This is a genomic window from Candidatus Methanoperedens sp. (assembly GCA_012026795.1).
Classification (GTDB): Archaea; Halobacteriota; Methanosarcinia; order Methanosarcinales; family Methanoperedenaceae; genus Methanoperedens.
In genome coordinates this window covers 88,724-114,777 of sequence record VEPM01000006.1, presented here as the reverse complement: position 1 = coordinate 114,777, position 26,054 = coordinate 88,724, and the positions used below count along the sequence as shown (strand labels likewise).

The 26,054-nt window shown below is 42.3% G+C and carries 24 protein-coding genes and 1 pseudogene; 18 read left to right on the top strand and 7 right to left on the bottom strand.

Annotation, left to right across the window (positions count from 1 at the left end; translation table 11 throughout):
- Positions 1–9: 9 nt before the first annotated feature.
- The 3 genes from FIB07_02420 to FIB07_02410 all read right to left on the bottom strand — a co-directional run bounded on the left by FIB07_02420 (position 10) and on the right by FIB07_02410 (position 3,867).
- Positions 10–555 carry a flavodoxin gene (locus FIB07_02420; GenBank protein ID NJD51701.1) on the bottom strand — a complete coding sequence of 182 codons (546 nt, stop codon included), beginning with the start codon at positions 553–555 and terminating at the stop codon, positions 10–12.
- Positions 552–2,999 (bottom strand): DEAD/DEAH box helicase, encoded by a 2,448-nt coding sequence (locus FIB07_02415; protein ID NJD51700.1) that lies wholly within the window; start codon positions 2,997–2,999, stop codon positions 552–554. Before FIB07_02415 ends, FIB07_02420 begins: the two co-directional genes overlap by 4 nt.
- 97 nt (positions 3,000–3,096) lie before the next feature.
- Positions 3,097–3,867, bottom strand: coding sequence for an HNH endonuclease (locus tag FIB07_02410; protein NJD51699.1), 771 nt, complete (start codon positions 3,865–3,867; stop codon positions 3,097–3,099).
- 348 nt (positions 3,868–4,215) lie between these two features.
- Here FIB07_02410 and FIB07_02405 point away from each other — a divergent pair, with 348 nt between their 5' ends.
- The 8 genes from FIB07_02405 to FIB07_02370 all read left to right on the top strand — a co-directional run bounded on the left by FIB07_02405 (position 4,216) and on the right by FIB07_02370 (position 9,676).
- Positions 4,216–4,437, top strand: a complete 222-nt coding sequence (locus FIB07_02405; GenBank protein ID NJD51698.1) for a DUF433 domain-containing protein — start codon at positions 4,216–4,218, stop codon at positions 4,435–4,437.
- A gap of 137 nt (positions 4,438–4,574) precedes the next feature.
- Positions 4,575–4,832, top strand: a complete 258-nt coding sequence (locus FIB07_02400) for a type II toxin-antitoxin system HicB family antitoxin (protein NJD51697.1) — start codon at positions 4,575–4,577, stop codon at positions 4,830–4,832.
- Positions 4,825–5,022 (top strand): hypothetical protein, encoded by a 198-nt coding sequence (locus FIB07_02395; protein ID NJD51696.1) that lies wholly within the window; start codon positions 4,825–4,827, stop codon positions 5,020–5,022. The genes FIB07_02400 and FIB07_02395 overlap by 8 nt, the downstream gene beginning before the upstream one ends.
- A 15-nt stretch (positions 5,023–5,037) precedes the next feature.
- Positions 5,038–5,997, top strand: coding sequence for a tyrosine--tRNA ligase (locus FIB07_02390; GenBank protein ID NJD51695.1), 960 nt, complete (start codon positions 5,038–5,040; stop codon positions 5,995–5,997).
- A gap of 2 nt (positions 5,998–5,999) precedes the next feature.
- Positions 6,000–6,782 (top strand): hypothetical protein, encoded by a 783-nt coding sequence (locus tag FIB07_02385; GenBank protein NJD51694.1) that lies wholly within the window; start codon positions 6,000–6,002, stop codon positions 6,780–6,782.
- A gap of 9 nt (positions 6,783–6,791) precedes the next feature.
- Complete coding sequence (locus tag FIB07_02380) at positions 6,792–7,079, top strand: Dabb family protein (GenBank protein NJD51693.1); 288 nt, start codon at positions 6,792–6,794, stop codon at positions 7,077–7,079.
- A gap of 181 nt (positions 7,080–7,260) precedes the next feature.
- A complete protein-coding gene (locus FIB07_02375) occupies positions 7,261–7,785 on the top strand; it encodes a hypothetical protein (GenBank protein ID NJD51692.1) in 525 nt (174 codons plus the stop codon).
- A 148-nt stretch (positions 7,786–7,933) separates the two neighbouring features.
- Complete coding sequence (locus FIB07_02370) at positions 7,934–9,676, top strand: PGF-pre-PGF domain-containing protein (protein NJD51691.1); 1,743 nt, start codon at positions 7,934–7,936, stop codon at positions 9,674–9,676.
- A gap of 44 nt (positions 9,677–9,720) precedes the next feature.
- On the opposite strand, the gene FIB07_02365 is transcribed toward FIB07_02370, so the two are convergent.
- Entirely contained in the window at positions 9,721–10,224 is a 504-nt protein-coding gene (locus FIB07_02365; protein ID NJD51690.1) for a DUF367 family protein, read from the bottom strand.
- Positions 10,225–10,347: 123 nt separating this feature from the next.
- Here FIB07_02365 and rpiA point away from each other — a divergent pair, with 123 nt between their 5' ends.
- Positions 10,348–11,028, top strand: coding sequence for a ribose-5-phosphate isomerase RpiA (rpiA, locus tag FIB07_02360; GenBank protein ID NJD51689.1), 681 nt, complete (start codon positions 10,348–10,350; stop codon positions 11,026–11,028).
- On the opposite strand, the gene FIB07_02355 is transcribed toward rpiA, so the two are convergent.
- The 3 genes from FIB07_02355 to FIB07_02345 form a co-directional block, all read right to left on the bottom strand.
- Positions 11,025–12,200 carry an NDP-sugar synthase gene (locus FIB07_02355; protein ID NJD51688.1) on the bottom strand — a complete coding sequence of 392 codons (1,176 nt, stop codon included), beginning with the start codon at positions 12,198–12,200 and terminating at the stop codon, positions 11,025–11,027. The genes rpiA and FIB07_02355 overlap by 4 nt on opposite strands.
- Before the next feature lie 110 nt (positions 12,201–12,310).
- Entirely contained in the window at positions 12,311–12,658 is a 348-nt protein-coding gene (locus FIB07_02350) for a hypothetical protein (GenBank protein NJD51687.1), read from the bottom strand.
- 373 nt (positions 12,659–13,031) lie between these two features.
- Complete coding sequence (locus tag FIB07_02345; protein NJD51686.1) at positions 13,032–13,589, bottom strand: sulfite oxidase-like oxidoreductase; 558 nt, start codon at positions 13,587–13,589, stop codon at positions 13,032–13,034.
- A gap of 753 nt (positions 13,590–14,342) precedes the next feature.
- On the opposite strand from FIB07_02345, the gene ftsZ reads away from it, so the two are divergent.
- The 9 genes and pseudogenes from ftsZ to FIB07_02300 all read left to right on the top strand — a co-directional run bounded on the left by ftsZ (position 14,343) and on the right by FIB07_02300 (position 26,043).
- Positions 14,343–15,362 (top strand): cell division protein FtsZ, encoded by a 1,020-nt coding sequence (ftsZ, locus tag FIB07_02340; protein NJD51685.1) that lies wholly within the window; start codon positions 14,343–14,345, stop codon positions 15,360–15,362.
- A 251-nt stretch (positions 15,363–15,613) separates the two neighbouring features.
- Positions 15,614–16,867 (top strand): hypothetical protein, encoded by a 1,254-nt coding sequence (locus FIB07_02335; GenBank protein ID NJD51684.1) that lies wholly within the window; start codon positions 15,614–15,616, stop codon positions 16,865–16,867.
- Position 16,868: 1 nt separating this feature from the next.
- Entirely contained in the window at positions 16,869–18,359 is a 1,491-nt protein-coding gene (locus tag FIB07_02330; protein ID NJD51683.1) for a tetratricopeptide repeat protein, read from the top strand.
- Positions 18,360–18,441: 82 nt separating this feature from the next.
- Positions 18,442–20,403, top strand: coding sequence for a fibronectin-binding domain-containing protein (locus tag FIB07_02325; GenBank protein ID NJD51682.1), 1,962 nt, complete (start codon positions 18,442–18,444; stop codon positions 20,401–20,403).
- A 484-nt stretch (positions 20,404–20,887) separates the two neighbouring features.
- Positions 20,888–22,189, top strand: a pseudogene (locus FIB07_02320) (cytochrome B6).
- A gap of 130 nt (positions 22,190–22,319) precedes the next feature.
- Complete coding sequence (hemL, locus tag FIB07_02315) at positions 22,320–23,585, top strand: glutamate-1-semialdehyde-2,1-aminomutase (protein ID NJD51681.1); 1,266 nt, start codon at positions 22,320–22,322, stop codon at positions 23,583–23,585.
- A 17-nt stretch (positions 23,586–23,602) separates the two neighbouring features.
- Positions 23,603–24,523, top strand: a complete 921-nt coding sequence (gene hemC / locus FIB07_02310; GenBank protein ID NJD51680.1) for a hydroxymethylbilane synthase — start codon at positions 23,603–23,605, stop codon at positions 24,521–24,523.
- 2 nt (positions 24,524–24,525) lie between these two features.
- Entirely contained in the window at positions 24,526–25,263 is a 738-nt protein-coding gene (gene cobA / locus FIB07_02305) for a uroporphyrinogen-III C-methyltransferase (protein ID NJD51679.1), read from the top strand.
- A gap of 9 nt (positions 25,264–25,272) precedes the next feature.
- Positions 25,273–26,043, top strand: a complete 771-nt coding sequence (locus FIB07_02300) for a uroporphyrinogen-III synthase (protein ID NJD51678.1) — start codon at positions 25,273–25,275, stop codon at positions 26,041–26,043.
- Positions 26,044–26,054: the final 11 nt, after the last annotated feature.

Sequence of the window (26,054 nt, the reverse complement as noted above, 5' to 3'; positions counted from 1 at the left end):
CCATTCCTGTTACGCAACAATATATGTGGATTTTTGTGTTTTTTTCACCGCACCTGCGAGTTCTTCTCCCATCTTAAGAGCATTTGCTTTATCAGATTCTCCCGGCATACCTTTAACTGCCAGGCCTGGTTTGATCCATTCGGGGTTGAATACACTCGCTAATTTTTCTATTGATGCAAGCGCAGCGGCCTGTTTACCCTGTCCTGTTGTAAAAAGTAATACGGGTTTGCCGATCATTTTCTCTTTTACAGGATAGAGCCCCTCAAAGAGATTTTTAATTTCTCCTTCCATATACTCAGAAGCAGAATGTGAGCCAAACGCATAACCGTTAGCTGAAGCCACATCATCCGGTTTGATGTCTTTTGCCCTCTTCATCTCAAATGATACGCCTTCCACTTTTTTAATTCCTTCCGCGATTACCTGTGCAAGTTTTTCAGTACTCCCTGTTGAAGATGCATACGTTATTAGAATTTTTTTGTCAGCCACACTATCATCTCTTGTTATGATTTTGTCCTGTGTTATATTGCAGGAACTATAAACGCTTTTTCGTATCATGCTTCCATCCTTTTCCTCAATTCCTTCGCCATCCTGCTAATCTCCTTCTTCCCGAAAATCCCTGCAATCAATTCCACAGCCTCAAGATTCCTTGCAGCCTGGTCAAGATAATTGAGGACATCGCCTGTATATGCATAAACCCCATACTGCTTCTCCAGCTCCTTAATCACCCCATCAGGGGCGCGGCCTTCGGCGCATAATTCTATTACCTGGCTTGAGAATTTTCGCTCGGCACAGCCGCAGTAGGGTGAATCCTTACAGGTGCATGACATGAATTCCCTGGCAAAATCGAGCATGGTGCGGCGCAGGTTTTCTTTGAGCTTTGAAAAACCGTCTGCCGAAAAAATGATATCAAGCCCTGCCCCGAAAACTCTTGTCGGAATATCTGTCCCCAGGGCATCCGATAATTGCGATGCATACCTGAAATATACAGAATCCAGGGTTTCAAGGCTGGTAACAACATCTATTGGCTTAATTCCTTTAAAAATTGCATTCTTTATCAGGAATGTCTGTTCCACGCTCAGGAAATGTGACGCGACAATATATCCAAGTTTTGTGGGACGGTATTCACCATCTTTTTTTTCGATAAAACCATATTCCTTCAGTTTATCCAGTAGGAACTCCAGGTCTCCTTTTCCAAGCAGCATTTCATTTAACCTGGTGATGTCAGAAAGAGAATGCGCCAGCACGATATTGGAAAGAGTCTCTTCAAGCTGCTCATCATCCCCGTAATCCACGCCAAAATGCTCAAGTACACCATGAAGCAACCTGAAAGCGACTTCATCCTCAGAATCTCCCTTCCCGAACCTTCTTTCCGGGTCAGCAAGAAGCACAGCGATGCCAAGGTCATGATAATCCGGTCTTCCTGCGCGCCCAAGCATCTGCTGGAACTCACGTACGGTCAGCCATTCAATACCCATAGCAAGTGACTCAAATATGACCTGTGACGCGGGAAAATCCACACCTGCCGCAAGCGCCGCTGTTGTAACGACCACAGGCAGCCCTCCTTCCCCGAATTGCCTTTCCACTTTTTTTCGTTCTGGATAAGATAGGCCCGCATGGTACGGAAGCGCTTTTATCGAAAGCCCTTCCGCCAGTATGTGGCAGTTACGGCGGGAGTTTGTAAATACGATAGTCTGTCCCCTGAAACCCTTAGAGGATCTCTTATCATATTCCTGACTTGCAAGCCGTTCGATCATTCGCTTTTTTTCGTATTCCGGTGCAAAGATCAGGTGCCGCTCTATCGGGACAGGTCGTTCTTCGAACTCTATTAATCCTGCGTTCAGTTTTTCCGAAAGCCAGCCGGGGTTGCCAACTGTTGCAGAAAGATAAACGTACTGGGCAGCGGGAGCAATGAATTTCAGGCGTGCAATAAGACCGTCAAGCCTGTGCCCCCTTTCTGTATCCTCAAGCGTGTGCACCTCATCAATAACGACTGTTCCGATATTGCCAAGCATATGCGCATTTCCTGCCCGAATGATGAAATCAATCCCTTCATAAGTGCCTACGATGATGTCCGAGGAAAGGGTAGTGCGGATGCCTCTGGTTCCTTTGGTTATGCGGCTTGTGCCCACGCGCAATGATGTTGTTGTGATGGAAGAATACCTCTGCGTGAATTGTTCATATTTCTGGTTTGCAAGAGCAACAAGAGGGACAAGGAACAACATCCTGCCTTTCCTGTTCAAAATGTTCGAAAGGCCGGCAAGCTCGCCTATAAGTGTTTTTCCGGTAGCGGTAGCTGAAATGATCAGCTGGCTCTTTCTTTCAAGAAGACCTGCTTCAATAGAAAGCGCCTGGACCGGCATAAGTTCTTCCATCTGTTTTAGCAGGAGCTTTTTAAGATCATCGTGCAGCGGCAAGTCCTTCACTTTTATCATTTTATCAACTTTACACGCTGCCATTGTGTCAAACCGTGTCAGTCCAGAATCCAGTTTCCCGGGGCTTAGCATTGCAAGGACGCTGTCAAGATTTTTTGTTTTAAGCAGGATCTGGATGAGGCGTTCCTGGCCGTGAGCCCCCAGTTTGATGGCTTTTGCTTCCTTTATAAGCTCTTTTTTCGCACAATCCTCACATACCGATTCGTTGTGGAACAGTATCGGGCTATCCGTTGTAAATTTACCTGCAAGAAGACAGAGGCGGCATGTTGTCGTATATCCGTAATCAAGCTGGTATGCCGTGAGAAGTTCTTTAAAACCAGCCTCGGACGCTTCATTCCCTTCTGCGATAAGTATCTTGTCAGCAAGGCGCAAAAGTTCTATGAGTTCCCCGGGTGCCCTGAAGTCTTCCTTTTCACCGTGCTTTATCCTGAATTTGCCTACGCGTGCGCCTTTGGGGGTTTGCTTCAGTATCAGGGTGCCGTAGAAATTGGGCTCTTTTGAGTTATCTTTTATGGGGAGGACGATGAGCTTTGATTTCTGGGGGTGGATGATGATGGAGAGCATTATTTAGATACTGAATGGGGGGTGGGGGATATTAAGGATGAGGGCGTAAGGAGAACAAAAAAATAGCACCTATATATATATATATATATAAAGCTGTATATTAAATTTTTATGAATATATTTTCGTAGTGATATAGTAAGAAATCCTTGTCTGGCAAGAATTTATTGGGTAATAATATAGGCTGGTCATCATAAGGCAGAAAAAACTTCTCAATCGCCTCATCATGGTCATTTCTTGTTATCATTCTTGATAATTTGATTTTGTAGTCTTCAGTAATTGTCATTAATCCTCTATCAAACGCTTTATCATGAAGTAAGTTAAGACACAGTCCGTTATGTGGATTTAATCGATTTTGTTCATCTTTCGACCAAGGAACAATATGGCTTGATACTAATAATTCGGGTATCGAAATCCCAGTTACACAGCATTTATTATCATAAGATGCCAGAATAGCTGATCTAAAAAAATTTTGGTTTACTCTTGTTTTTATTATAACTTCTCTTTCTTTTCCCTCTTTAGGCAATATCTCCGGATTTATTTTAGCAGAATTTTCGATAGCTTCACCTTTAAATTGGGCTAATAATATCTCACTTTCAAAAGCCAATTCATTCCAGTTATTATGAAATTCAGTCCAAATTTGTTCTTCACTTTTGCTCCCATGACTCATTCCTGCAATCTTTCTTTGTTGAAGTTCAGGGTCAAGACGAGCAAAGTTTACTAATTTAAGAGCAACAGCAGATGGAGTTCTTCCAATAATTTTAGCTAAGTTAATTATTTCAGGATTTCTTGATGTGATTTTTCCAAAAGGGATTTTGCAGTATAGATTGAATGCAACAATCAGTTCTTCCCGATTCCAATTTTCTCTCGACATACGTATCTCATATTTATACATATTTTTATATATAGCCTTGTATGGTGAGAAATAAGTTCTTAGATCGCTGTATTCCCGTTTACGAGTGAGCACATAATTGACTTGAATTTTGTCTTTTTATGTCTGTGAATGATTGAAAATGCCTAACTCAATGTTTTTATACAATCTATGAAGTACGGCATTTAACACAGCCCTCTCTTTGTTTTCTCCTCCCCGCTGTCAGACCCCGGCGCGTGCGGGATGCGCGCAGGCCGGACAGGTGTGGAGAACATATCGTGAATCATCGAAGATTTATTTTGCAGAATAGAAACTATTATCATATCATGTGTAGTAAAATTATACAAATATATGCTTAATAGAATCACCATAGATCCTGAAGTCATGTCTGGCCAGCCATGTATAAGGGGTTTAAGAATACCTGTTCCCTTTATCTTAAGATTACTTGCAAGCGGTAAAACCAATTCACAGATTTTAAAGGATTATCCGGATTTAGAAGAAGAAGATATTAGACAGGCATTAATTTTCGCTTCGTGGGCTACCACTGAAAAAACGATTCCGGTGACTGCATGAAGTTTCTCGTGGACAAATGAACATGGAAAAAAACAACGAACTAATACGAACTGTTACGAACTCCTGTAGGGATAGGAACATAAAAAAGTATATCTGGATGATAAGTTAAAATACAGAATGCAAAATTGGTGATCCTGATACTTATAGAATATATTAACAAAGCGATGAGCAAAGCTCAATACGATAAGCTTGAAGATGGCAGCTTTTCCGGAAGAATACCGGAATGTCCGGGTGTTATGGCTTTCGGGAATACGCTTTTTGAGTGCCAGAAAGAACTTGAATCAGTCCTTGAAGGCTGGCTTATCGTCAAAATACGGCACGGCGATATTTTGCCTGTGATAGATCATCTGGATATCAATATAGGTATCCCACAAGGCATTGAGGCTCATGCCTAAATGGAATCCATGCAAACGCAGGGTTTTTATTAAAAAACTCGTAAAACTGGGTTTCAATATGCCTGAACCCGGCGGACGACATTTCTATATTCCAAAATCCATATCAGAGAACGCCAATTGGCAAAGAATGGTTTTTATAGTCGTAGAGTTTATGTGCTTGCCTGACATAGAACCGCAGGTTTTGAGGTAACAGGAATCTGCAACCATGGATAAATTAGCGATAATCACAAGGAACACGGAAGAGATTGTAACAAAAGAAGAACTTGAAGCACTGATCAATTCAGAAAAACAACCAACTGCATATGTAGGCTATGAGCCCAGCGGGAAAATACATATGGGACATGTGCTTACTGTCAATAAGCTTCTTGACCTCCAGCAGGCAGGTTTTAAGATTACAGTACTTCTTGCTGACGTGCATGCTTATCTTAATGAGAAAGGGACCATGGAAGAAGTCAGAAAAATCGCTGATTACAACAAGAGATGCTTCATAGCACTTGGTCTTGATGAAAAGAACACGAACTTTGTTCTGGGCTCCTCATACCAGCTGAGTTCGGAATATATGCTTGATGTACTGAAACTTGCCCGCAGCACCACACTTAACCGGGCGCGCCGAAGCATGGATGAAGTGAGCAGGAATTCCGAAGATCCCAAGGTCTCCCAGATGATATACCCCATTATGCAGGCTCTTGATATTGCTCATCTTGGCGTTGACGTTGCAGTGGGGGGCATCGACCAGCGTAAGATCCACATGCTGGCGCGTGAAGGTTTGCCTGAACTCGGCTACAAGGCGCCTGTTTGCATCCACACCCCTATTCTTCCTGGTCTTGACGGCAGGAAGATGTCATCGAGCAAAGGGAATTACATTTCGGTTGATGATTCTGTCGAGGATATGAAGAAGAAAATGAAAGGCGCGTTCTGCGTGGAGGGTGAGGTAAAGGATAATCCCGTGCTTGCGCTTTTTAAGTACCACATTACGCCGCGTTATCCCGATATCGTGATAAAGCGCCCCGAAAAATTCGGCGGTAACCTGCAATATAGCAGTTATGATGCGCTTGAGGCTGATTTTGCTGCAAAGGCGCTACACCCCATGGATTTAAAAGCAGCGGCGGCTGAGTATATGAATGAGATACTTGAGCCTGTAAGGAAGCTGATGGTTGAGAAGTAACTATGAAAGGCATCATTTGTTACTTTTCAGGGTCAGGTAATACACAATTAGCATGTCGGTACATTGCAGGCAAGATGAAAAACATCGAGTTTGATCTATTTGATATCATAGAAGGAGGCATTCCTGATTTAGAGAAATATGATGTTGTAGGGTTTGCAACTTTCACAAATTACGGGGGAGTTCAGCATATTTTCCAGAGTTTCATAGGAAAACTGCCCCGGCAGGATGACAGGCCTTCGTTTGTTTTCAATACCTATGGTTTCATGAGCGGAAAGACGCTTTTGATCCTTGATAAACTTGTCACTGAAAAGGGCTTTCTGGTCATCGCAGGGCATTCCCTTCATACGCCTGAGAGCTATCCCCCCATGATAGTGAGGGGCATGGGTAATGAGAAGGCTCCGAATGAAAAAGAAATGCGCAGGTTTAACAAATTTATCTATGAATTAGATCGGCTTATAGCTGGCAGGGAACTTAAGCGAAAAAATATATGGCCGGGTTTATTGAACCGCCTGGTGCCAGCGTTTTCTGTTACGAAAGCACGCAAGGATATGGGAGAAAAATTCGTCGATGAGGCGCTTTGCATAGAATGCGGAGTGTGCGAGAAATTATGTCCGTATAAAGCGATTAGATGTTCACCAAAACCGGTTTTTGATATGAATAACTGCTATGCATGCTGGATATGTTACAATCACTGCCCTGAAAAAGCAATCTACGCTTCAAAGTACAGGGGAGCAGGTCATTATCCAAAACCTATTAATCAGTTAAAGGAGAAGTTGAAAGCCTGATGGAGTATCATGATCACGCACGTAGTTCTTTTTAAATTGAAAGATAGAAGTATCCAGAGCGTTGAAAAAGCAAGGGATGTACTGCTGGATTTGAAGGGTAAGATACCTGTATTGCGCTATCTGGAGGTCGGTATCGATGTTCTCCATTCCGAGCGTTCTTATGACATCGCACTTATTACGAAGTTTGATTCAATAGAAGATTTGCAGGCATACCAGGTTCATCCGGTCCATCAGGGAGTTGCAAAATATATAAATTCCGTAAAAGAATTTTCAATATCAGTTGATTACGAATCTTAAAGATTACGTCAGTCATACATGAATAATCTTATCATTATAATTGCAATTATACTGAGCATAAAAATATTAAATTATCTATATATACTTCAAAATACCTTTTTCATTGCTGGATAAACGGATGTATTGTTCAAAAATTTCTCAAGATTAAAAGAGGTGTTTAAAATACAACCGGAGGATAAGTATGTTAAAATCAATTAAAGCGGGTAAAAAACTTAGAAAGATATCGGTAGTATCTGTATTTTTAATGATGCTGACAACTCAGGTTGCGCTGGCATCATATGATACAAAATATAATGATGAATTTAATACTGGTATGTTAGATACCATGAGGTGGCACTGGATACGAGAAAGTCCCTCAAATTGGAGTATGACCGGGACATCCTTCCAAATGAATGTTACAAATGGTACAAATATAGATGATGCTACCGCCCCGTTACTTCTTCAGGATATAACAGATAACAACTTATCAATCATTACTAAACTATCCGCTATACCCACAACAAACTACGAAGGTGGAGGACTTATATTTTACAGTGATGATAATAATTTTGTGGATTTTGAATATTATACTGCTAACGGCTTTAAATATCTTATTTTGAAAAAAGAAGAAAATAATATTCCTGCATATAATACCCCTGTCAAAATTACATCATATCCAATTTATTTAATGCTTAATAAAACCGGCACTTCTTATACTGCATTTTAGTACAAGTGAAGGCGGATCATGGATTCAGGTAAATAGTTTAACTTTCAACACTGTTGTCAATCAGGCTGGTTTATTTATTTCTGGTGCCGGATCTTCTTCTGGGAGAGCTTTTATTTATGACTATTTCAGGGCAAATCGTTCTGATACGATGTCAAGCATAACAGATCCACAAACGGCAACAGGTAATTTCTGGATAAATAACACATGGGTCAATCCAGGTTTTGTGGACTTTAATCATACCATGTTCAAGTTCGCAAATGATAGTGTGTATATGAATGTTAGTAATACCACTAATTTCATGAATATTACTTATCCCCCACATTATACCCAGAATCTTTCAGCCCAGACAGTGGATACATCCGGTAATGTGGATAGCATAAAAGTATGGTTCAATGCAAGCATACAGAACAATATACCTGTCCAGGCAGGAATATCAGATAAAACCGTAACTGCAGGTAATTGGCTCAATTTCACGGTCAGTGCTACGGACGCTGACGGCGATACAATAACATATGCAACAAACGCAACAAAAGGTTCAATCGACCCATTGACAGGTGAATTTACCTGGTCAACCAATAGCAGTGACGTTGGAACTTACATATGGGAATTCAGTTCAGGCGATATTTACGGTGGAATTGATACTGAAATAATAACCGTAACAGTAAACGCAGCAGAAACCTACCTGCCACCATCACCAGTAAGTATATCCAGTTCACAGGGCAACTTCTGGATCAATTATACCTGGTCTTCAGGACCTGGTAATGTAACAGACAGCTATAATGTCATTGTCAATGGTTTATGGAACAACGGAAGTGCTGTCACTTATTACAATTCAACACCTGGCCCGCACGGCTGGAGCAACATTTCGGTTTATGCATTCAACAGTTCGGGCACAGGATCATTAAATCCAGTTCCTTTAACCAGTGCAATACAAATTAGTAACAATATACCTGTCCAGGCAGGAATATCGGATAAAACCGTAACTGCCGGTAACTTGCTTAATTTCACGGTCAGTGCTGCGGATGCTGATGGCGACACAATAACATATGGAACAAATGCAACAAAAGGTTCAATCGACCCACTGACAGGTGAATTTACCTGGTCAACCAATAGCAGTGATGTTGGAACTTACATATGGGAATTCAGTTCAAGCGATATTTACGGTGGAATTGATATTGAAATTATATCCGTAACAGTAAATGCAGCCATCATAACAACTACTGAAACTCAAAGCAGCAGCAGCAGTGATGGAGGTATAGGTGGTGGGGTAGTATCAGCAGAGCCATATGACAATATAGATCGCTCAGATATGAATGAAAAGTACCTTATATTAAACACCCCAGTATTATTTACGTTTAAAATCCCTGAACTCAGTATATACGAAATCGCTGTTACTGGCAAAGAGACTGAAAAGAATATGGCTTTGAAAGTTGAGGCTCTTAAAGGTCCAACAAAGAACCCTGGAATAACAGCCTTATCGGGAACCGTATATAAGAATTTGAACGTCTGGGCCAGCAGTAAGAATATCGAAGAGGGACAGATAAGATTCAGAGTTGAGAACACCTGGATCGCGAATGCAGGTAACGATTTGAGAATGGTTAGATGGGATGGCAGCAAATGGATCGATCTTGTGACCTCAGAAATAAAGGAGGATGATATGTATACCTTCTATGAGGCAAACACAGATAGCTTCGGAAGCTTCGCAATAACTACAATGAAAGCTGAGGTTGTGCCAACGGAAGTAGTTGAGAAAACCACAGCAGACTTAGCACCGGTAAAGCCCTCCTCAACTCCGGTACCAAAAGAAACACCGGGATTTGAGGCAATAATTGCAGTCTTTGCAATAACAATGCTTGTTGCCCTGTTAAAGAACAATGGATTGAGAAGATAATTTAAATCATCTCCTCTTTCTTCTTATTTGCCAATAATAAGTCATTAACCTAAATAATCACTCTGGATTTTTACAACCTCTGTGCTATCCCTTGCTTGTGAGTATCTCTCAAGAGGTTCGAGGTTCAATTCAATGAATATGGGGCCCCATTTGAATTTATTAAGAATGAGCGCAGCCTGTTCCTTTTCGCCGAGTATATAAAGCGCGGCAGCAAAAGCTTCCACAGTGCTTAATTTAAAAGGCTTCCCGAAATTCACTGCATTTGCCGCAAGCAGGAACGGAAGGGCACGGTGTATCATCATAAGTTTCTGGAGGATCGGGAACACGCGTTCCACTTCCACCCATGAGCAATCAAGAACTACGATCCCATTCTTTGTATTGTCGGCAGGTGACAGCGCCTGCTCGGCAAAGGGGTCGAGGAATATCGCTTGCCTGGGAAGTGTTCCTGGGTTTTTGTGGAGCTTTGCAAAGTCAAACCTTGCAAGCTTTCTGCCGGTGCATTTCCTGGGGTCGCACTGGTTGGCATGATAACAGTGAAGCGGAATCATAATAGTTAATTGATGTAGCAGCTTGTTATTATCATTTATGCAAATCATGGTGTTTAATAAAACAAATTGATACCTGGTCTATGCCAAACCTTAAATAAATTTGAACCTATTAAAGTCCCCATCATGAAAAATTGCACTCAAAATCCCAAGCAGGCCGTCGGAGAACATGCAGCCCGGCTTGTAAAAAACAATATGATAGTGGGGCTTGGTACAGGCTCCACAACTGCCTATGCGATAAAAGAACTGGGAAGACGCGTTGCCGATGGCCTGGATATCCTTGGTGTCCCCACGTCATACCAGTCGGCATTTCTGGCAACTGAGAACGGTATCCAGCTCACTACGCTTGATGAGCATCCTGTTCTTGATATTGATATTGATGGCGCGGACCAGGTCGCAAATTTCATAGCGATTAAAGGCGGCGGAGCAGCGCATACACGTGAAAAAATTGTTGCTGAATCCGCAAAAAAGTTCGTTGTAATCGTTGATGAATCAAAAATGGCTGATGTGCTGAGTCATCCGGTTCCACTTGAAGTCATACCAGCGGCGCGCAAACTCGTTGAAAAGAATGTGGCAAAACTCGATGGAAAAACGCAGGTACGTATGGGCGTCAATAAGGATGGCCCGGTCATCTCGGATAACGGGAATTTCATAATGGATGCGGATTTCGGGAAAATCAATGACCCTGTATCATTAAATAAAGAGCTTTCGTATTGCACAGGAATTGTGGAACATGGTATATTCACAAATGTAGATGTAGTATATATCGGGAAAAAAGACGGGACTGTGAAAATAATAGAGACTTAGGAACCCTTAATATTATTTCCAAAATCCTCATTCCCGAGGTTCTCGTCTACTTTAGTTCCATTTTTTACCCTGACTTCAGGCCATACCCTGACCATTGAATTTACCGTCACTTCTTCCCCGATAATAACTCTGGGGCCGATAACAGTACCTGTTTCGAGTATACACGAATCTTTTATCCTGGTAGAATTATCAATAATAGCGCTGGAAACCGCAGTATTTGCGCCGATCTCAACACCATTAAATATATATGAAGAGAGTATCCTTGAATTATTTCCGATTTTGCAGTTTGAGCCTATCGATGTGTAGGGGCCTATCAGGACATTATCCCCGATAATTGTGTTTTCCCCGATCACTATAGGGCCTACAATGGAGGAATTTGAACCGAGCGACACATCATGCCCTATTTCAATTGGCCCTGTTACTCTTGCATCTTTGATATTCAGTCTTCCTGAAATTTTTGTGCCCGGCATCTGTTCCAGCATCCATCTGCATGCTTCCCTGTAAGCCTGCGGGTTCCCGATATCCGTCCACTTGCCGTGCACAAGGAAACCATTGATGTTCTCACCTTTTTTCATAATATCCGGGAAAAGGTCTTTTGCAAAATCGTATTTCTTTTGAGGGATCCATTTCATTATCTCCGGGTCACAAACGTAAATACCGGTACTTGCAAGATTGCTAAATATCTCTCCAGGCCCCGGTTTTTCAAAAAACCTGTTGATCCTGTTATTAACATCAAGATCCGCTATACCATAATCGCGCGGATCATCGATCGGAATAAGGCCTATTGTAACAGGTGAATCGTTTTTTTCATGGAAACGGACAAATTCGCGAAGTTCAAGATCCATTACGTGGTCGCCTCCAACTACCATGAATGGCTCACCTTCAAACAGCTTTTCAGCGTTCTTTACTCCTCCTGCTGTCCCCAGTTTTTCCTGCTCATGGACGTATTCGACATGCACGCCGTACATACTCCCATCTCCCAATGCGGCTTCAATTTCCCCACCCAGATAACCCAGTGTAAGCACGATATCGTTGAAACCCTCAATAGCCAGATGTTCCACAAGATGAACTAAAGATGGTTTGTTCAATAGCGGAATCATCGGCTTTGGCCGGTCAAAAGTAAGCGGACGAAGCCTTGTTCCCTCGCCACCACACATTATACATGTTTTCATTAAGGCACCCTGCTTTGAATTGGTTTTATAGCTTATATATATAACGAAATGAAAACAGAACCTTTTTATTATGTTGGGATTAAAAAAATCATAAGATTAAAAAAATGTGACTATTCAGACCCCCAAATTGTCCCATAACATATTCCGTTCATCCTAAAAAATTGGTCAAAATGGATAACTGGAGATTGACTCAATAACTTTTTGGCTTCATTTTCAAAACCACAAACATCCATTAATAACTGACAACATCGATCATAGGGAATAAGCTGATAATCATGCAAATAGGCAGCTAAACCCCTTATTCGTTGACCGTACTGAACTTGAAATTTAACATTTACACGGATAATCCGATCCGCGCGCATTCCATAATACTGGTAATGCCCAAGCTTGAATTTGCCTTTTCGGGTTTTATCGCAAAGTATAGTTTGTAGAGTCTTAGACACCAGTTCTGTTGTCATCTATTCCCACCTCTAGTGCGGCAGATGTGCCCCTGATGTCAATCGTGCTTCTGTCAGTCCCTTCCCTCCACAGGCATTACCCTGCTTCAGCAGTACTACGAACTGATCCGACTCCCAGTATGCTATCTGCAGTATCTTACCGTTCATAGGCTTGATATAGCATATTCCTTGCGGGAAAGCATACCGGGTCCCGGGTTCCCATAGTCCCCGTTTGGTATCATGCTGCGGTCTTAGACCCCGTTGGACTCACTTCCGGGGTCGTAAGCCCCTTTCTGTAACCACATCAACCTTACAGGCAAGTAAAGCCTGAATATCCATCAACACTCTGTGATTCATTCGGAGATATACTATTTATTGATTTTTCGGATTGGCACTAATACGAATACCTCTCCTCTTTCCACGGGTCTGCGCTGTCGCTGTAACCCCTTTGCTCCCAGAAACCCAAGTCCTTTTCTTCCGTAAACACAATTTTCCTCACCCATTTGGCGCACTTGTATGCGTATTTTTTCGGGACGACAAGCCGAAGCGGCCCGCCGTGCAATGCTTCAAGCGGCTTTCCATCAAAATTGTATGCAAGAATGACATCAGGCTGCATGAGTTCAGAAAGTGCAAGGCTGGTTGTATATCCACCCTCAGCCTCAATCGTAGCGAACCGCGCATTGCTTTTTGGTCTTACGAGTTTTGCCAGGTCACTGAATCGAATGCCCTCCCATTTATTATCAAACCGACTCCATCCTGTCACACAATGAAAGTCGCTGACATCCACTGTTTTTTCAAGCGCGAGCAACTCATCGTATGTCAGCTTTACTGGATTTTCAACAAGCCCTTCAACATGGAAATCCCATGTTTTGCTATCGAATTCCGGTACTTTTCCGAAATGAAGGACAGGGAAATTTGTTGTCAGGCGCTGGTTTGGGGGAAGACGGGGCATAGATTTGACTCCGGATGATTTTGATATATGGAGATATGTTAAGTGATGTTATTTGAAATTTCCGATTTTTTCATTCGGAAAGAATCTTCGCTGTCCTGCATACCATTCGTTGAACGTCAAAGTCAAATTTAATTTGTGAAAACAATTACTTTTTAATATAATTTCAGTAATGCAACAGGTATTTATACTACAAGAGAATTATAATCCATCGGAAGTCATTGTTAAAGGGAAAAGGGAAAAGGGAGGGTTATTGTAATACCCCCCGACGAGGAGTTTCAAATGAAAAAATCATGTTGAAAATAGTAGAATAAATATGATGAATTAAATAAAAAGGAGGTGAAAAACAATGGTCGGACTGGAAAGCGCAATGGACCTGGCAGAAGGTGCTAAAAAAGTGAAGAAACCTGAAGTCACCGATGCCGAACGAGAGAGACAGAAAGAGTTCTATGCAAAACTGAGAGCACGCAAGGCAGAACAGCCAAGTGGTGCTCAATACGATTGAGAGAAATATGTAAACCTGTGCAATCGTAGTGAAAAAATAACAGGTTGAGGTTTGGGGCAGAGAAGTTTTAAATGGCTTGCCAAGGGGTAGACCATATCAATCCCCAACCCTCTAAACTGCTTAAATCCCATAACAAGAGCGAAAAAGAATCGCATAACAAAGTTTTAGTACTGGATGCTTCATGTTACGAATTGGTGACAATATGGGAGTAGCAACGTTTTTTGCTAATTGCACAAAGAGAGGCACCAAATTTGACAGCTGACTTAAGTAAAATGGTAAAAGCCGCAAAACCCTCAATAGCGGTAATAGGTCTTGGGGGTGCCGGCTGCAATATAATAACGAGGATCTCACAGAAGGGAATGGCAGGTGGCAGAATCATAGCAGCTAATACTGATATTAATCATCTTGCCACGATAAGAAAGGCGGATAAGCTTATTTTGCTTGGAAAAAAATTATGCAAAGGGTATGGATGCGGGGGCTCCCCTGAGATGGGAGCAGAGGCAACCAAGGAAAATCTGCCTGAAATAAAGGCAGTTCTTCAGGATGTAAACCTGTTATTCCTGGTAGCTGGAATGGGAGGAGGCACTGGCTCAGGCGCAATACCTGTAGTTGCGGGAGTTGCAAGGGAACTTGGAATACTAACCATCGCATGTGTAACAATCCCTTTCAAGCTAGAGACGGCGCGAAGGGAAAAGGCAAGGGAGGCGATAAAAGCTCTCACAGAATGTTGCGATTCTACCATAGTAATCGATAACATCAAACTCAGTGAGATCGCCGGGGACCTACCTCTAAACGATGCTCTGTCAGTTGCCAATGCCCTTGTTGGGGATTTTGTCAGGAATATTACCGAAACCATTACTCAGCCAAGCATTGTCAATCTCAACTTTGCCGATCTGAGAACCGTGACAGAGCAGGGAGGAATAGGTGCTATAGGTATAGGTGAGGGCGACGGTGAAAACCGTATTACTAAAGCAGTCAGTCATGCTCTGGCAGTTCCCCTGCTAGATATCTCGGATATTTCAGCAACTTATGGTGTATTGATCCATATCGCGGGCGGTGAAGATATGACACTTGAAGAGGTTGCAGTTGCGGGCGAGCGTATCCTGGATAAAGTGCCTACCAAACGAGTTTTATGGGGTGCCAGGGTGGACAGCTCTCTTACTGGCAGAGTGCGGATCATGGCGGTTCTCACAGGGATCAAAAGCCCCACATTGAAAGCAGGTGAGAATGAAATAACAGATCGTTACCATCCTCTAATCATTCCAGTATGATAAATAAAAAATCAAGATTTCTATTGGACCTTCCAATCTTGACGGTCAATTATTGTATATGAGCCAAGATGGGCGCTTCCTCCAATCGAGAACATCAAAAGATCAATTGCGATATTACTCTGATCTTGATATATGGAGATATGTTAAGTAGTGTTATTTGAAATTACCGATTTCTTGAAACGGTTTAATTATTAGAATTTTACAAAAGATTAATACACTGAATTAACTATTTTAAGGTTGAGATGATTTAATTGCCTGGAACTTCACTGGAGGATGTTTATTATTTATTTGATCCTAAAACTACTTTCAGTAGAGAATTTTTTCAAAAATACTATGTTGAAATTGAACACAGTGAATCAAACATCAATGAATTAAAAACAAGGTTAGAGTTAAGTTTAAAAACCAGAGAACCGATAAAAATATTATTTACGGGGCATAGGGGTTCTGGAAAAACCACGGCACTCCACAGGTTAATCTCAAAATTAAGTGATGGGTTTTTTATCGTTCATTACTCAGCGTTTGATATTATGGATATAAATGATATATCCTACACAGATGTGCTTCTCTCAATGTTATCAAAAATGCTGGAAAAAATAGATAATGAAGGTCTTAATTTAAATGAGGTGCTCTCAAATCGCATAATGACCTGGGGTAGCACTATTGAGAAAATTGAAGTTGATAAAGAGACAGACAGCGGTGGAATTTCAGCGAAAATATCTATACTTTTCCTGACTTTAATGAAAAAAATCAAAACTGAAACAAGCTCAAAAACAGTGATCCGTAATAAAATCGAACCTAAAGTTTCAGAACTTATAAACATAATTAATGATGTAATTACTGAAATCGAAAGAACAACGGATAAACAGGTATTGATAGTTATTGATAACCTTGAAAAAACCGATCCGGTTAAGGCTATTGATATTTTTTATAAGCATGGAACCCAATTGGTCCAACCGCTTGGAAAAATAATTTATACATTCCCGATAGCACTAAAAAATGATGAAAAGTTCAGCCAGATAGTTATAAATTTCGATAAAGTCAGTATGCATCCCAATGTAAAAATCATGAACAAGGATGGGAGTACATATAAGAAAGGTGAAAAAATTTTGATAGATGTTGTAAGTAGAAGAGCACCTTTAGAACTTATTGAAAAAGATGCAATGGAGTATATTATCAGGATGAGCGGTGGATTGGTAAGGGAATTGATCAGAATAATACGTGATTCTTCTATCAGGGCGATCACCAGAGGGAAAAATAAGATAGACAAAGAAATTGCAATTACTGTAGTAAATGATATAAGGAACCTGTACAGGGGACAGATTAGCGAGGAAGATTACACAATATTGAAGGACATTTATACTTCCAAAGAATTAAAGAGGGACCAGGGGCTTGTCAGGTTGTTGCACAATCTAAGTGTTCTGGAATACAGGAATGATACTGATTGGTGCGATGTAAATCCAATCGTAAAATCATTGTTAACTGAAAAGGGATTAATCAGCGACTAAAATGGAACTTAATCAAGAACAACTAAGCAAATTGGATGAACTGGTTACCTTAATAACTCTTTCAAAAGATGGAGCTATTGCATTTGTACTTTGCAATGAGCCGGTTTTAAGGACAGAATTATACAATGAATTGGAAAAAAGGCTTGAAATCCTTAATACAAAAATAATCAACATTCAATTAGACGAAAATTCCAGCGATTTAGTAAATGAAATCAGGGAAAAAGTTTCATCAACGAAAAACAAAGCTACAATTTTTGTTTATGGCATTGAAAAATCTTCAAAAGCTGTTACTTCATCCGGTAAATCTGCATTTTTAACAAAACTGAATATAATGAGGGAGGAATTTTCCAACATTAACCAGCCTGTTATCATATGGTCAAATGAAGCAACATTAAGCAAAATCGCTATAGAGGCGCCGGATTTCTGGAGCTGGCGAACTACCGTTTTTGAGTTCAGGATGGAGAAAGCAACTCAACCTTTTGAAAAAACAGAAAGGATTGTTGAAAGTGAGCTTGAAAACCTGACAGTTGATGAATTAAATGAGCGATATAAGCAGTACTCAGAGCTACTGGAAGAATACAAAAATAAAAATATCGTTGATGATTATAAATTTGCAGATTGGTATTTGAAATTAGGTATGATTCATTATTTGAGGGGAGAATATGATGAGGCCCTTGAGAAGTACAAGCAGTCTTTGGAGATTGATGAAAAACTCGGCGACCAACAAGGCATAGCGGCTAATCTCAACAACATCGCAGTAATTCTTGCGAATAAATGTGAGTACGATGAAGCGCTTGAGACGTACAAACAGTTAATGGAGATAATCGAAAAATTCGGTGACCATGAAGGTTTAGCGCTGGCACTCAACAACATCGCATTGATTCACCAGACTAAAGGTGAATACAATGAGGCGCTTGAGAAATACAACCAGTCTATGGAGATTGATAAAAAACTCGGCGATCAGCGGGGGATAGCCCAAACACTCCACAACATTGCAGTAATTCACCAGAAAAAAGGGGAGTATGATGAGGCGCTTGAGAAATACAGACAGTCAATGGAGATTAATAAAAAACTCGGCAATCAGCGGGGCATAGCCCAAACACTCCACAACATCGCAACGATTCACAAGATTAAAGGTGAATACGATGAGGCGCTTGAGGAGTACAAACAGTCTATGGAGATTGATAAAAAACTCGGCGACCAGCGAGGTATAGCGCAAACACTCCACATGATTGCAATGATTCACCAAGATAAAGGTGAATACAATGAAGCTTTTGAGAAATACAACCAGTCGACAGAGGTATATAAAAAAATCGGCGACCTGCACGGTTTAGCCTATACCTTTGCGCAGATGGGTTTGCTTTATTCACAGATGGGCAAAAAAGAAGAAGCAATTGAATCAACACAAAAAGCTCTCGAAATATTTGAGAAAATCGGACTTGAAAATGAAGCCCGAAAAGCAAAAGATCAGATAAAGAAAATGCACCTGTAGTCATTGCCCCAACAAACATCAAAAATCCGCAGATTTTTGATGACAAGCTTAAATTAACATCCCCTTCATATAGCCCCCTTACATGAAACAGGAAATGTCAAGTGTGGACGTTGCAGCACTGGTAAGGGAATTGCATCCCCGCCTTCTTGATGCCAAGATCACAAAAATATACCAGCATTCACCGGATGAGATCAGGATCGGGCTACATATTTTCAAAGAAGGGAGAACAAATCTTGTCATTGAAGCAGGAAAACGCTTTCATCTAACGAAATATCCCGAAATTGCTCCTAAGTTCCCGCAGTCATTCCCGATGCTTCTCCGGAAACACCTGACCGGGGGCAGGATTACAGATGTTTCGCAGTATGATTTTGACAGGATAATTGAGATGCATATCCAGCGCGGCGAGGATAAGACCATCCTCATAATAGAACTATTTTCCAGAGGAAATATCGTTTTATTAAATTCTGAAAAGCAGATAATACTGCCATTAAAATCCATAAGCTTCAGGGACAGGAAAGTCCGGGGTGGCGAACCTTATGAGCTGCCGCAGGCACAGATCAGTCCAATTACTGCAACAGAAGACCAGCTAAAAGAGATGTTCGCACATTCCGATGCAGACATCGTTCGTACAGTGGCAACAAAAATGAACATCGGAGGCCAGTACGCAGAAGAGCTTTGCATCCGCGCCGGCATCTCAAAAAATACCCCGGCGAAGGACATAAAAGACCTGTCTTCATTACAAAATGCGTTACAGGATGTTTTCAAACCGCTAAACACAGAGCTTAAACCGCAGATAATCCTGAAAGATGGGGTAAAAATAGACGTGCTTCCTTTCCCTATTTCCGTTTACGAGAAAAACGAGAAAATATCTTTTAGTACTTTTAATGAGGCACTTGATGAATATTTCAGCAGCGAGGCAAAAAAGAAAAACGAAGCCATTAAAGTTGTAAAAGCAGCAAAGGAAGAAAAAACTAGTTCATACGAATACCGACTCCAGAAACAGATACTTGCGCTCGCAAAATTCAGGGAAGATGAGCAAAAGCTTGTTCATAAAGGAGAATTGATTTATGCGCATTACCAGACCTGCGATGGGATCCTGAAGGTCATCAATAATGCCAGGGAGAAAGGGTATTCATGGGATGATATAAAGAACATATTAAAAAAATCGGATATTCCTGAAGCAAAAGTGATCAAATCCATTAACCCGGGAAAAGGCCTGATCAATGTGCTGCTGGATAATGAGGAAGTAGAACTCGATGTACGTCTCACTGTAACACAGAATTCCCAGGTTTATTACGATAAATCAAAAAAATTATCGGGTAAGATAAAAGGCGCTCTTGCCGCGATAGAAGATACAAAGAAATTGGCAGGAAAAAAAGAAGCTCCCAAAACCAGTAAGAATATCCAGAAACCAAAACAAAAGTGGTTTGAGCAGTTCAGGTGGTTTTTCTCATCAGATGGGTTCCTTGTTATCGGGGGAAGGGATGCCCAGAGCAACGAGGATATCGTGAAAAAATACCTCCAGAAAAAGGATATTTTCTTCCATGCCCATGTATCAGGTTCTCCTGCTGTTGTAATCAAAACAGAAGGAAAAGATGTGCCTGAAACCACACTTCTTGAAGCTGCGCAGTTCACTGTTTCATATTCAGGCATCTGGAAATCAGGGCAGGTAAGCGGGGATGCCTACTGGGTGTTACCTGAGCAGGTCTCAAAAACCCCTGAATCCGGCGAGTATGTGGCAAAAGGCGCTTTTGTGATAAGGGGAAAGCGAAATTATTTCAAAGATGTAATGCTGGGAGCAGCACTTGGTCTTGAACTTGGCGAGGAAAAAAGGCTGACCGGAGGACCTTTGAGCGCCGTAAAGAAAACAGCGCAATTCGTCATCGAGGTTGAACCTGGTGAGTTCAACCAGAACGACATTTCAAAGAAGATATACCGTTTGCTGAATGAAAAGTTCGAAGATAAAAAGCTCATAAAGACGATAGCTTCGCCTGACAGGATAGCGATGTTTTTGCCTCCGGGAAGCTCAAGGATAAAAGAGTGAGAATTCTTACGTGTTTTTTTTACTGGTTGCCTGCTTGTCGGGCTACACCATAACCACCCTGTAGTTATATATACCAATATTAACAATAAATTGTCAAATACGATAAAACGTCTCGAAAAATTGTTTGAAGGGTGTGGGCATCAAGAGACGGTAAATAGTTTAATTACAAGCACTGCTCTTTATTCCGCAATTCAAAAAAAAGATACCGCATCGCAGATATAATTCCATAAATGGGGGTGCTGCAACATGCGGGTTTATTTCGTCAAAATTTAGGGGAGGTAATATTATGAGACAAAGAATATCAAAACACCTATGGGCACTGGTGTTTTTGGCTGTAGTACTCGCATTGCTTGGAGTTGTCTATGCCGGGGAATCGGGAATGGATAGTTCGAATTATTCAAATGATACCGGGATAGATAATGCAAACTCAAATGCTGATACAAATGAGAATCCTGATATAGCGACTGATGTTTTAATAAATCGTTCAAGCTATCTACCGGTGGTTATCAATGAGGACTTCGATACGATCATGGCTCGATATAAGGCTTCGAAGTCTGAGACGATGAAGCGCCAGTTGGATCTGCTCAATGAACGTTACGATCTGAGCGACCATCCGGCTAAAGATGTAACGATGTCCCGTGGAAAGCCCATTCAGGAAGGCGTAAGGGTTAAACTTCCTGATGGCATGACCTGGGACAAACTGGCTGTGATGAGCCCGGAAGAAATTCGACAGAAGGATCTCTTCCCCAAAGGTTTCCTGCCGTTGCCGCATCCAAACCATTCTGAAGGTGGCCAGCTCTTCCCCGGTTTCGAAATCGATGAGATTAAGAAACAAGAAGGGCGCGACCTCACACGATTTGACCTGGATTTCGACTTGATGGATCGCTTTTTGCCCGAGTTCCCCGCGCCTATCTATTTAACTACGCGGCCTGACCTGGGTGATGTTTCCAGGGGCAAACTGGTGACCAACCGGAACTACTTTGAACTGTTTAACGGAATATTAAATCCGAAACAGCTTGAGGGCCTGCGGTTGCTTTTGACTCCATTCCCGCAGCAACAATTCAATCTGCTCGAGGACCGGCGTTCTGAACACCCAAGTCTCGGAGTTGCCTGTTTTGATTGCCACGCAAATGGCAATACAAACGGTGCCACTCATCTGGTGGGCGATATCCGGCCGCAGGAGTTCCGCCATCGCCTTGATACACCGACCCTGCGCGGCTTAAATATCCAGCGCCTTTTCGGCTCACAGCGTGCACTGAAGACTGTAGAGGATTTCACGGAGTTCGAGCAGCGAGGGGCTTATTTTGATGGTGATCCTGTAATAGCAACAAAGAAGGGCGTCAACCCGCTTGAACGCAGCAGCCAGGTTCATTTCATGGCTGAGTTCCAGGAACTTCTGGATTTCCCGCCCGCCCCAAAGCTTAATATTTATGGCAAGCTGGATCCGAATATGTCTTCTGAGCCTGAAATGCGCGGACAAGAACTGTTCTTTGGCAAGGCAAAATGCGTTGAATGCCATCCTGCTCCCTACTATACAGATCTCACCATGCATAACCTGAAGACGGAGCGCTTCTACAACCCCCGTATGATCAACGGGATGATGGCAAGCGCCGACGGCCCGATCAAGACTTTCCCCCTGCGTGGCATCAAGGATACTCCTCCTTACTTCCACGACGGGAGGCTGCTGACTCTGGACGACACAGTGGAATTCTTCAACATGATCCAGGAGCTGCAGCTCACTATGGATGAGAAAAAGGATCTTGTGGCATTCTTGAGAACGCTTTAGTCTGAAATAGTGATTACCAATGATTGGTACGAGTTAATGAAGTATGCCACAGATAACGGATTAACAAAAAATACCTGAATTCAAGAGTAAACACAAATTATATTAGTTTATCCCCTAATTTGAGTAATCCATGGGAACAGAGAAATCAAGAAAATTATTCGATGAAGCGAAGAAGATACTTCCCGGGGGCGTAAGCAGCCCTGTCAGGGCAATAAAACCATTTCCGTTCTATACTAAAAGAGCGAACGGCTCAAAGTTAACCGATATTGATGGTAATGAATATATCGATTACGTAATGGGTTACGGGCCTTTACTTTTGGGCCATAACCATCCTGCAATAAAGGAAGCTGTGACCAAGCAGCTTGATGATGGCTGGCTTTACGGAACCCCGACCGAACTTGAAGTGTCTCTTGCGAATGAAATTATCAAACTATACAGGAGCATCGACATGGTGCGATTTGTCTCAACAGGAACAGAAGCTACAATGGGAGCTCTGCGCGCAGCAAGGGGTTTCACAGGGAAAAACAAGTTCATCAAGATAGAAGGGGGCTTTCATGGCGCTCACGACGCTGCCCTTGTAAAAGCGGGATCAGGCGCAACAACCCTCGGCACGCCCGATTCTGCCGGAGTCCCGAAAGATTTTACGAAGAACACGCTCCAGGTGCCATATAACGATATAGAGGCCATGACAGAAGCGATTGAAGCGTATAAAGATGATGTTGCGGCAGTAATTATGGAGCCCGTACTTGGAAATATCGGGCCGATATTACCCAAAAAAGGGTACCTGGAAGATGTCCGCGCAGTAACAAAAGAGAATGATGTGGTATTGATCTTAGATGAAGTGATCACAGGATTCAGGCTTGCCATGGGTGGTGCTCAGGAGTATTATGGTATTACGCCAGACATGACAACTCTTGGAAAGATACTTGGCGGCGGTTTCCATATCGGTGTGATCGGAGGGAAGCGTGAAATAATGGAGAAAATTTCACCGGCTGGTCCTGTTTACCAGGCAGGGACATTCAATGGCAGCCCGGTTTCAATGACAGCAGGGCTTGCCATGATAAGAACACTTAAAAAAGAGAAAGTACATGACAAAGTGAATAGCGCAGGAGATTCATTAAGGTCAGGGTTATCTGATATTATAACCGATATCGGGCTTGATTACAATGTGAGCGGCGTGGGGAGCATGTTCAAGGTATTCTTCGGGGATATGCCTTCTAATTACCAGGAAGCCCTGAAATGCGATACAGCCAAATTCAATGTATTTTTCAAGAAAATGCTAAATGACGGCATCTTCCTGCCCCCGTCCCAGTTTGAGACAAACTTCCTGTCTCTCGCCCATTCAAAAGATGACATAGAAAAAACCTTAAAAGCTTACCAACGGAACCTGAAATGAAAAATCCCCAAAAACCATTGCGTATAGGAACGAGGGGCAGCAAACTGGCTCTTGCGCAGGCAAATCTCGTGAAAGATCTACTTTCAAAAAACGGAATAGAAACGGAAATCAAAATAATCAAAACATCAGGCGATACATTCACAGACAGGCCGCTGCATGAAGTGCAGGGTTTCGGGGTCTTTGTGCGTGAGATCGACGATATGATGCTTGCAGGTGAGATAGATATCGCTGTCCACAGCATGAAAGATGTTCCTACCGAACGTCCTCCTGAACTAACAATAGCTGCGGTAATGAAACGCGACTCGCCATATGATTTCCTGCTTACACTCAACAATACGAAATTAAAAGATCTTCCCGATGGTTCGATCATCGGAACTACAAGCCTGAGGCGACGCGCCCAGCTATCCAGGTACAGACCAGGTTTTATCATAAAGGAGTTACGCGGTAATATCGACACACGTCTTCGCAAACTTAAGGAAGGGCAATATGATGGTATTTTCCTTGCGCAAGCCGGACTTGAGAGACTGAAATGGGACCTGCCCGGAGAACGCCTCGATCCTGACGATTTTGTCCCGTCTGCTAACCAGGGGACGGTGGTCATAGTTACCAGGAAAGGAACTGATGCGCAAAATGCGGTTCTTGTTTTAAATGACGAACAGACGCGGCTTGAAACAAGGAGCGAACGCATAATAATCGGAATCCTTGGAGGCGGATGCCTTGTTCCCATCGGGGCTTTTGCACAAACCGAGGGAAATGAAATACACGTCCGTGCTGAAGTTCTTTCGGTGGATGGGAAGCGCTGCGTAAAAATAGATGAATTTATAAACCCCGCCGAGTATGAAAAGGAAGCCGAGCGAATCGGTAATGAGTTGAATAAAAAAGGCGGCGGCAAACTTGTTGATGAAGCGGTAAAGATGTTTGCAGCCAAAAGAGGATAATAATGAAAGGGAAAGTTTATCTTGTAGGCTCAGGTCCAGGTGACCCGGAGCTTCTGACTATCAAAGCAAAAAGACTAATAGAGAGCGCCGAGGTCATTCTTTATGACCAGCTTCCCGGTAAAGCGATACTTGATATGCTGCCGGAATCGGCAGAGAAAATCGATGTTGGTAAATATGCAGGGAATCACAAACTTTCTCAGTGGCAGATAAATGAACTTCTTGTCAAAAGGGCAAAAGAAGGAAAAATCGTCCTGCGCTTAAAAGGCGGAGACCCGTATCTTTTCGGTCGCGGAGGCGAGGAAGCCCAGACACTTTCCGCAGAAGGTATCAAGGTCGAGGTAGTACCAGGGATCACTTCAGCGATTGCAGTTCCTGCTTATGCCGGAATTCCAATTACACATCGTGATTATGCATCCATGGTCACATTCATAACAGGACATGAAGACCCTGAAAAGGAAGAAACAGCTCTTGACTGGGAACTTCTTGCAAAATTTGAAGGAACACTTGTCATCCTGATGGGCGTCAGCATGCTGGAGCGTAATGTGAAAGAATTAGTGAAACACGGTAAATCTGTAGATACTCCTGTAGCTGTCATCGAAAGAGGAACACGTCCCGATCAGCGGGTCACTATTGGAACGCTCGCTGATATTGTTGGTCTTTGTAAGCAGCGAAAGGTGAAAGCTCCGGCAATAACCGTAATAGGTGATGTTGTAAAATTGCATCACGAACTTGCTCCCTGAAAGATCGAAATGAAAGTAATAGCCATTATGAGACCTGCGGGTTACCTGGAAGAGTCTGTCAAACTTGCATCTTCAATGGGCTTTTCCACAATAACCGCGCCCATGATCGATGTAATGGATAAGACCGATTCAAATTTTAAAGGGTTCCTGGACCGTGTAATGGGGGGAGAGGCGGATTACGTTATTTTCACAAGCGCTAACGGGGTCGAGTTCACTTTATTGAAAATGAAATACCCTGAGGAATTTATTGAAAGGCTCAATGAAACCAGAGTTATAGCAATCGGCCCTAAGACAAGAGATGCACTTTTGAAAAACGGGATCCATGTCACTATGATGCCCGGTTCTTACAGTTCTTCAGGTCTTGTTAAAGAACTTTCGGGAATTGAAGGTGCGGTTATCGAGATCGCAAGAAGCAGCCATGGTGCTCCTGAACTTGTGAGAGGTCTTCTTGAAAAAGGAGCAGTTGTGCATGAAACGCAAGTGTATCAGATAATCAGCCCTAAAGATGAGCGACATGCTGCGCTTTTTAAACAGGTGCTTCAAGGTAATGTAGATATTTTTGCATTCACAAGCACTATGATGGTCAGGAATTTCATGGCGCTTGCCCGGGAGATGGGAGAAAAAGATGAGATCATCAGGATTATGAATCAAAAGATTGTAGCAGCTATTGGCAAACCTACTTGTGATACATTGATCGGGTTTGGGATAAATGTGGATGTCATTCCCGAACATTATACTTTTGAGGAAATGCTGCGAGAATGCAAGAAGTATGATTGTTGACTTATTAAAAG

What these genes read in the sequence shown, in the direction of transcription:
- FIB07_02420 (NJD51701.1), bottom strand. Translation starts at nt 555, where the DNA reads ATGATACGAAAAAGCGTTTATAGTTCCTGCAATATAACACAGGACAAA.
- FIB07_02410 (NJD51699.1), bottom strand. Translation starts at nt 3,867, where the DNA reads ATGTCGAGAGAAAATTGGAATCGGGAAGAACTGATTGTTGCATTCAAT.
- FIB07_02405 (NJD51698.1), top strand. Translation starts at nt 4,216, where the DNA reads ATGCTTAATAGAATCACCATAGATCCTGAAGTCATGTCTGGCCAGCCA.
- FIB07_02395 (NJD51696.1), top strand. Translation starts at nt 4,825, where the DNA reads ATGCCTAAATGGAATCCATGCAAACGCAGGGTTTTTATTAAAAAACTC.
- FIB07_02390 (NJD51695.1), top strand. Translation starts at nt 5,038, where the DNA reads ATGGATAAATTAGCGATAATCACAAGGAACACGGAAGAGATTGTAACA.
- FIB07_02385 (NJD51694.1), top strand. Translation starts at nt 6,000, where the DNA reads ATGAAAGGCATCATTTGTTACTTTTCAGGGTCAGGTAATACACAATTA.
- FIB07_02380 (NJD51693.1), top strand. Translation starts at nt 6,792, where the DNA reads ATGATCACGCACGTAGTTCTTTTTAAATTGAAAGATAGAAGTATCCAG.
- FIB07_02375 (NJD51692.1), top strand. Translation starts at nt 7,261, where the DNA reads ATGTTAAAATCAATTAAAGCGGGTAAAAAACTTAGAAAGATATCGGTA.
- FIB07_02370 (NJD51691.1), top strand. Translation starts at nt 7,934, where the DNA reads ATGTCAAGCATAACAGATCCACAAACGGCAACAGGTAATTTCTGGATA.
- FIB07_02365 (NJD51690.1), bottom strand. Translation starts at nt 10,224, where the DNA reads ATGATTCCGCTTCACTGTTATCATGCCAACCAGTGCGACCCCAGGAAA.
- rpiA (NJD51689.1), top strand. Translation starts at nt 10,348, where the DNA reads ATGAAAAATTGCACTCAAAATCCCAAGCAGGCCGTCGGAGAACATGCA.
- FIB07_02355 (NJD51688.1), bottom strand. Translation starts at nt 12,200, where the DNA reads ATGAAAACATGTATAATGTGTGGTGGCGAGGGAACAAGGCTTCGTCCG.
- FIB07_02350 (NJD51687.1), bottom strand. Translation starts at nt 12,658, where the DNA reads ATGACAACAGAACTGGTGTCTAAGACTCTACAAACTATACTTTGCGAT.
- FIB07_02345 (NJD51686.1), bottom strand. Translation starts at nt 13,589, where the DNA reads ATGCCCCGTCTTCCCCCAAACCAGCGCCTGACAACAAATTTCCCTGTC.
- FIB07_02330 (NJD51683.1), top strand. Translation starts at nt 16,869, where the DNA reads ATGGAACTTAATCAAGAACAACTAAGCAAATTGGATGAACTGGTTACC.
- FIB07_02325 (NJD51682.1), top strand. Translation starts at nt 18,442, where the DNA reads ATGAAACAGGAAATGTCAAGTGTGGACGTTGCAGCACTGGTAAGGGAA.
- hemL (NJD51681.1), top strand. Translation starts at nt 22,320, where the DNA reads ATGGGAACAGAGAAATCAAGAAAATTATTCGATGAAGCGAAGAAGATA.
- cobA (NJD51679.1), top strand. Translation starts at nt 24,526, where the DNA reads ATGAAAGGGAAAGTTTATCTTGTAGGCTCAGGTCCAGGTGACCCGGAG.
- FIB07_02300 (NJD51678.1), top strand. Translation starts at nt 25,273, where the DNA reads ATGAAAGTAATAGCCATTATGAGACCTGCGGGTTACCTGGAAGAGTCT.